At 47.2% G+C, this 6657-nt stretch carries 3 protein-coding genes; all 3 read right to left on the bottom strand.

Features of this window, described 5'->3' with window-relative positions; genetic code table 11:
* Positions 1 to 68: 68 nt before the first annotated feature.
* Genes H6H03_RS38835 through H6H03_RS38825 form a run of 3 tightly spaced genes read right to left on the bottom strand, consistent with a single transcriptional unit; the run spans position 69 to position 6579 of the window.
* Complete coding sequence (locus tag H6H03_RS38835) at positions 69 to 455, bottom strand: four helix bundle protein (protein WP_190960305.1); 387 nt, start codon at positions 453 to 455, stop codon at positions 69 to 71.
* A 55-nt stretch (positions 456 to 510) separates the two neighbouring features.
* Complete coding sequence (locus H6H03_RS38830) at positions 511 to 3657, bottom strand: hybrid sensor histidine kinase/response regulator (protein ID WP_190960304.1); 3147 nt, start codon at positions 3655 to 3657, stop codon at positions 511 to 513.
* Positions 3658 to 3672: 15 nt separating this feature from the next.
* A complete protein-coding gene (locus tag H6H03_RS38825) occupies positions 3673 to 6579 on the bottom strand; it encodes a GAF domain-containing protein (RefSeq protein ID WP_242058220.1) in 2907 nt (968 codons plus the stop codon).
* Between the last annotated feature and the right edge of the window lie 78 nt (positions 6580 to 6657).

Below are 6657 nucleotides of genomic sequence, written 5' to 3'. Positions count from 1 at the left end.
CAGGGGAGCGGGGGAGCGGGGGAGCAGGGGGGCAGGGGGGCAGGGGGGCAGGGGGGAAAGAAAGAATATTAACGCTTCATTAGCCAAGGTGAGGGGTCAGTAATCATATTTACCAAACCACCTAAGATCCGATTGTAGATTCCATATAATTCTCTGCCTAATTCAACATCCAAATAATTGCACTTAACAGCAAATTCAATCCATGTTTGTGTTTCTGCTGCCTCTGCTTCAGAGTCATTGAGTTTAGCCACAAAAGCTGCTTCATATCTACGCTTTCTCCAAGCTTCAGCTAGATTTGCACAAACAGAACGTGACGATCTACGAATCTGATCAGTTAATGAATACCGCTCCTCGACAGGAAACTTTTTAGAGAGTTCAAAGATTTTCATGGCTGCATCAAATGCCATTTGATAAACTTTCAAGTCTTGATGATTTTTAATTGGTTCTTTTTCCATCTTCATTTACTCCTCTGCTCCTCTGCTCCCCTGCCCCTCTGCTCTCTGCCTTATCTCAGGTATTAACCAGTTCAGCGATGGTGGCTAGGAAGTTCTGTTCGGAATAAGGTTTGGTTAGGTAAGCTTTCGCCCCTAGAGCTAAAGCTAATTGGCGGTGCTTCTGTCCGCTACGGGTAGTCAGCATAACCACAGGAATCGCGGACAAACGCTCGTCTTGGCGATGGTGTTCTAAAAACTCAAATCCATTCATCCGGGGCATTTCAATGTCACAAATCACTAGATCGACATCACCGTGTTGCAGCATTTGAGCGATCGCTTCTCGACCATCGCCTGCTTGCAACACTTGATAATTGGCTTTTTGGAGCGTCTGCACCAAACTTTGTCTTTGTACAACCGAATCTTCCACCACTAACACCGTCAGTCGGTTAGGTTGAGCAACGGCTGTATTGACTTCCATTGGCTGTTGCTGCGGTTGCGTTAGAGTTAGCTCGGATTGCTGCCCCTCTAGAGCAAGAACAGGCTCAGGCGCGGGCAATAGTTTAGTTGCAAGACTTGATGCTGGGGAAGTCGGCATCATATCTGTCTCCCAGGTTTGCCGAACTAACTCCAACGGGTCAATGGTTAAGGTGAGGCTACCATTTCCCAACACACTGTAGCCTTGGATGTAACTAGGTAAAGTCAGGATGCTGCCGAGGGATTTAATTACTAATTCCTGCTCGACTAAAATCTGCTCGACTCGCAAACACAGGTATCGATCCTCTGCGTGCAATAACAGCAGAGGTTCGACGGCGTTCCGTTGTTTGACTGGAAAAGGACTTAGGGTTAAATTGTGGTCTTGGGTGAATAAAGGATATTTGTAATCGACCAAATTGGCCAGCGGGCGGATAGGAACTAGTTGCTGACTTTCCCCTTGTTCCCACTGCCAGAATTCTTGGATGCCTTGCCCGTGTAAAGATTGTTGGGCTTGAATCTGCTCTGGCTGCGGTAATAAAACCTGGCTAATTCCTTCAGACAGCAAGGCATAAGTAATACCTTGAGATTGACAAACGAGCAAGCGTGCTGTTGTCAAGCTCAGGGGCAATTGTAGGATGAAGGTGGTTCCCTGCCCAGAAAGCGATCGCACCACAATAGAACCTTGTAAAGCTCGCAATTGCGTGCGAACGACATCTAAGCCGATACCTCGCCCAGATAACTCACCAATCTGGTTGGCGGTAGAAAAGCCTGGTTCAAATAATAACTCTGCCAGTTGGTCTTCGGAGGCGTAGGCGGCTTGTTCCGGAGTCAGTAAGTGTTTTTCTATACCTCGCTTACGAATGGATTCCCAGTTTAAGCCTCGACCATCATCCCGTACCTCAATAGTAGTGCGGTTGCCTTGATGGTAGGCTTGAATCGTAATTGTTCCGGTTTCTGGTTTACCCTGCTGGCGGCGGGTTTCTATCGGTTCAATGCCGTGATCGAAGGCATTGCGAATCATGTGCAGCAAGGGATCGTACAACTGCTCGGAAATGGCTTTATCCACCAGTACCTTAGTACCGCCAAGCTTGAGATCAACAGGCTTATGATAAGTTGCTACCATCTGTTGCAGCAGGCGGGGGAACCGATTCAATACTGTTCCCAGTGGCACCATTCTGGCTTGCAGCAAATCTGACTGCGCTCCTGAAAGCAGTTGCTTGCGCTTTCCAAGACTAAAGCGAGATTGCTGAACTAAAGCATTAAAAGCCTCAATCCGTTCTCCTAATTGCACCATGTCTTCTGTCAGATTTTGCAGGAGAATATGCAACTCGCTATAGGTATCCATTTCTAAGGCATCAAAATTAGATTGTGCCTGGGCAGTTGGGGAAGAACGGACAACTGAGCAGCGTGGGTATCGCTGCTTGCGTTCCGGAAGCAGCAGTTGTCGATCCGACCAAGTAAAAACTTTACTAAGTTGTTGTTGACAGTACAAAAACTGTAGTAGGGTGTCTTGCGCTGCTTTGTGGATGTGGTTAGATTGCAGATTTTGTTGGTTTTCGTTGATTAGCAATTCCCCAATTGTATGGCTGAGGCGATCGAGCTGTTCTATCGCGACTCGGATACTGGGAAGTGATGCCGATGACTGAGTTTGGAGGCTTAGCGCTGGTGGTGGAGACGCTGGCCGTTCTGTGTCTGAATATCGGCAGGATGTCTGTGGATCTCCTATCCAAATTGACTGTAAAATCCGATCTATGGCAGAGGGGGCTATTACCGAATTCTGAGAAATGGGTTCCAGTACCTCTGGTGCTTTCACGGAGTTATCAGTTCGCTTCGGGAAAAACGACCAAATTGATTCCGCTTCGCTGGCACTGAGGAGAGGGGATGGCTGATTCTCAGTTGTAGTCCTTTGTGTTGGTTGGGCAGCGATCGCAACTGGCTGTCCTTGCAGTTCTGGGACAGGAGTAGTTATTCCTGTCCATTCTCGCAATTGTGAAGATATTTCTCCTCCTTGAATGCGATCGCCTGCCAGTACTGCTGCTTGAGCCGCTTTAAAATTTTCTAAAGCCACCTGAGCGATTTGCAGTACTTTGTCTGGATGCGCTTTGAGCGCGTTTAGGGTTGCTTGGGCAATTTCTCCCAATCCAGATAAGCCATAAGATGCTGCTAGTTCGACAAAAAATTCTGCTTGAGAGTTGAGTGTTGTTTGAATTTGTTGCGGATCTTGGCTTTCAATGTCAGCTGAGAGCTGTTGCAAATCCTGAAGTACACTCCCGGAAAAGATTGACTCTACGACATCAAAACCAAGTTCTTCCGAGCTGGGAAGCGGAGCCTCACGACCAAAAAAGTCGCCTAGTTTATGTTGGAGTTGGGCGAAGATTGAGGCAGTTTTATCGAGTATTTCTGCCTCATTGCAGGATAAGCCCATCAAGGTTGCACTCAATGGAGTTCGCAGGCACTCATAAGCATCTAGCAGCAAAGCACCTAATTCTGGATCGACTTCCAGTTCTGGAGCGTATAACGCCTGGAATACATCTTCCAAATGATGGGCAATTGTCTTAATCGTTTCTTGCCCAACACTGGCAGCACTCCCTTTGAGAGTATGGGCGCTTCGCATCAAGGCATGAACTTTTTCTATGGTTTTTTCATCAAGTAGACCGATAAGATTCTGCTCAATGGTTTGCAACAACTCTGCCGCTTCAGCAAGAAAAGCCTGCTCTAGCTGCTCTTGATTACTGGGATCGGGGTTCATAACAGTTTTGCGAGATTAGTCAACTTTGAACTGGCTAACGCTGGTTTCCAGTTGTTGTGAAGTCATTCGTAGTTCTTCAAAAGACTCGGAAATGTGGATGGCACTTTGCGAAGTCTTGCGGGCGATCGCCGAAACATCCATCATCGCTTCTGTCAACATCTGAGATTGCTGACTTTGAGTGGAAACTGCTTGGGTAATTCCTTGCACCAGTCCGCCAATTTCGTTGGTAGCTGCCACGATCGCACTCAGGGAATGACGAGTTTCATCGATTAAGTTTGAGCCTTGGACAACTTGGGTAATCCCTACTTCCATTGCTTCGGTAACTTCGTTGGTGCCATTTTGAATTTCTTGCACGAGTCGCTCAATTTCTGTGGTGGCACTAGCGGACTGATAAGCCAGGGAACGAACTTCATCTGCAACCACCGCAAAGCCTTTACCATACTCTCCGGCACGGGTAGCCTCGATGGCAGCATTGAGCGCCAGCAAATTAGTTTGAGTGGCAAAGTTTTCAATCAAACTCACTACTTTCGAGATTTTCTGAGAAGCTTCACCAAGGCGTTTAATCTTCTTCGCTGTTTCAGAGACGGTTTCCCGAATCTCCATAATGCCATCTACGGTTTTTTCCATCAGGGAATCGCCAGCTTGGACGGTGTTATTAGCTCTTTGCACCGCCTGTCCGACTTTTTGGGCATCAGCAGCGACTATCTGGGTGGAAGTTACCATCATTTGTAATTGTTCGAGAGCGTTTTCGAGCCGTTCTGCCTGCTGTTGAGCTTGGTCAGATAGTTTCACTACTGAGGTAGTGTTATTGCTGGAATTTTCACTCACCTTGCCAGCAGCAATCTGCACTTGTCGCACTAAATCTCGCAAACTTTGGATCGTAGTGTTGTAACCATCGGCGATCGTCCCAATTTCATCTTCAGACAGGGGCGCTCGAACGGTAAGATCGCCTCTGAAGGATGGTTCCAAAGCCATGAGAACGCGTATTGCTCCTTGTTGGAGTTTTTCGCGGGCGGTGCGTTCGCGCTCTGCTGCTTCTGCTAGTTGCTGCTCTTGGGTACGCACCTGTGTTAGGTAGTCTGCAAGATTGAGGGCAATACCAATCTGGACGCTGGCTTGATTGAGAACATCCTCCTCGGATTGCTCCCACTGGCGCGGTGCGCTATTTTGATAAACTCCCATCAGCCCCCATAGCCGATTTTCTTGAAAAATCGGAGAAATCATGTAGGCTTTAGTTCCCCACATCTCTAACAATTGGATGTGACATTCGTCATGACCGACAGTATATATATTGTCAACCCGCAAACTTTCTTTGCGGGCATAACGCCCTCCTTGGTTGTACTGGAGATAGGTATCTCTAACTCTGGCAAGGCTAGTTCCCACAAGCTTAGGCCAATCCCCACTCACAGACTCAACTACAAATTCTCCAGACCAATCAGGTTCAAAACGGTAAACTCCAACTCGATCTACTTTCAGCAATTGACGAAGTTCGTGGGTGGCAAACTGCACAAATTCCAGAACATTACTATGACTTTGGGCCATCTCTGTTAACCGACTTGGCAGGCGATAAGAAAATCGGGCGTTTGCTACTTCCCGTTCTGCCAGTTTGATCAGTTCCTCATTCTTGTTTAAGGTTTGTTGTAAGTATTGCGATTGCTGGACAGCAACCCCAAACTGCGTACCGATTTTCGTTACCAAGTTGATTTCATTATCTTGCCATTGCCGCGGCCCGTCATTCTGATATGCTCCTAACAAACCCCAGAGCTTGTTTCCGGCAATAATCGGGGTGATGATATAGGCTCTAATCTGGAATTGCTCTAGAATTTTCAAGTGGCACTGGGCATGACCAGCAGTGTAAATGTCATTGATTACAAAGGTCTCGTTGTGGCGATAGCGTCCACCTTGGGTTTGTTGTAGGTGTTCGTCTTCCCATACAGTCCTGATATCGGGGCCAACCAAAGCCACCCATTCACGACTTACCGATTCGGCAATAAACTCGCCACCCCAATCTGGATTAAAGCGATACACTGCGAGACGATCGCATTCCAAATGCGATCGCAATTCTGGTAGGGCATTGCGGAAAATCGTATCTAGCTCTTGAACTTGGCGAATTTTTTCTGACAGCCGTGTCAATGCTCGTTGCCCTTCTGCGGCTCTGGCTAACTCTGCATTCTTCTTCTTGAGCTGTTCGATATACTTAACCTGTTGCAAGCCTATACCCATTTGCACAGCTACTTTTCTCAACAGTTGCACATCCTTGGATTTCCACTGCCGAGGGCCAGTATTTTGGTATGCTCCTATAAAGCCCCAGAGTTTACTTCCAATAAAGATCGGAGCGATGGTGTAAGCCTTGGCCTGGATTTTTTCTAATATCTCTAGGTAGCACTGAACGTGACCGACAGCGTAAATATCATCGACAACAAAGGTTTCATGATTGCGATAGCGTCCGCCCTGAGTTTCTTGTAAGTGTTCGTCCATCCAAATTGTTTTGATGTCGGAACCAGCTAAAGACAGCCATTGATCTTTTACGGATTCGGCAATAAATTCCACACTCCAGTCGGGATGAAAGTGAAATACTGCTAGGCGATCGCACTGTATTTGTTTGCGTAAACTTGGCAGCACATTCTCGAAAATTGTGTCTATATCCTGGGCTTGGCGAATTTTTTCCACCATCGCTGTCAGCACCTGTTCCTCTTCTGCTGCCCGCGCCAACTCAGCATTCTTCGTTTTCAGTTGTTCGATATACTCGGCTTGCTGCACGGTTAACCCCAACTGAATGCCCAATTTGGTCAGCAATCGCACCTCTTCGGAATTCCACTGGCGCGGCCCGCTATTCTGATAAGCTCCTAACAAACCCCAAAGTTTGTTGCCAGCAAAAATAGGGGCGATAGTGCATCGGTGATAGGTTAAGATAAAGCGCATTTTGTCAATCAGTTAAAATACTCAAAATAAATTAGATGGTAATGATAATCGTGCGGGTGGGAGGGGAAGGAGGCGAGC

The sequence above is a fragment of the Nostoc paludosum FACHB-159 genome (assembly GCF_014698835.1).
In the GTDB taxonomy this organism is placed as follows: Bacteria; Cyanobacteriota; Cyanobacteriia; order Cyanobacteriales; family Nostocaceae; genus Nostoc; species Nostoc paludosum.
The sequence above is the reverse complement of the archived record's forward strand: the minus strand, read 5'-3'. Positions and strand labels throughout refer to the sequence as shown.

Coding starts and splice junctions, on each gene's coding strand:
- H6H03_RS38830 (WP_190960304.1), bottom strand. CDS start 3,657: ATGAACCCCGATCCCAGTAATCAAGAGCAGCTAGAGCAGGCTTTTCTT.
- H6H03_RS38835 (WP_190960305.1), bottom strand. CDS start 455: ATGGAAAAAGAACCAATTAAAAATCATCAAGACTTGAAAGTTTATCAA.
- H6H03_RS38825 (WP_242058220.1), bottom strand. CDS start 6,579: ATGCGCTTTATCTTAACCTATCACCGATGCACTATCGCCCCTATTTTT.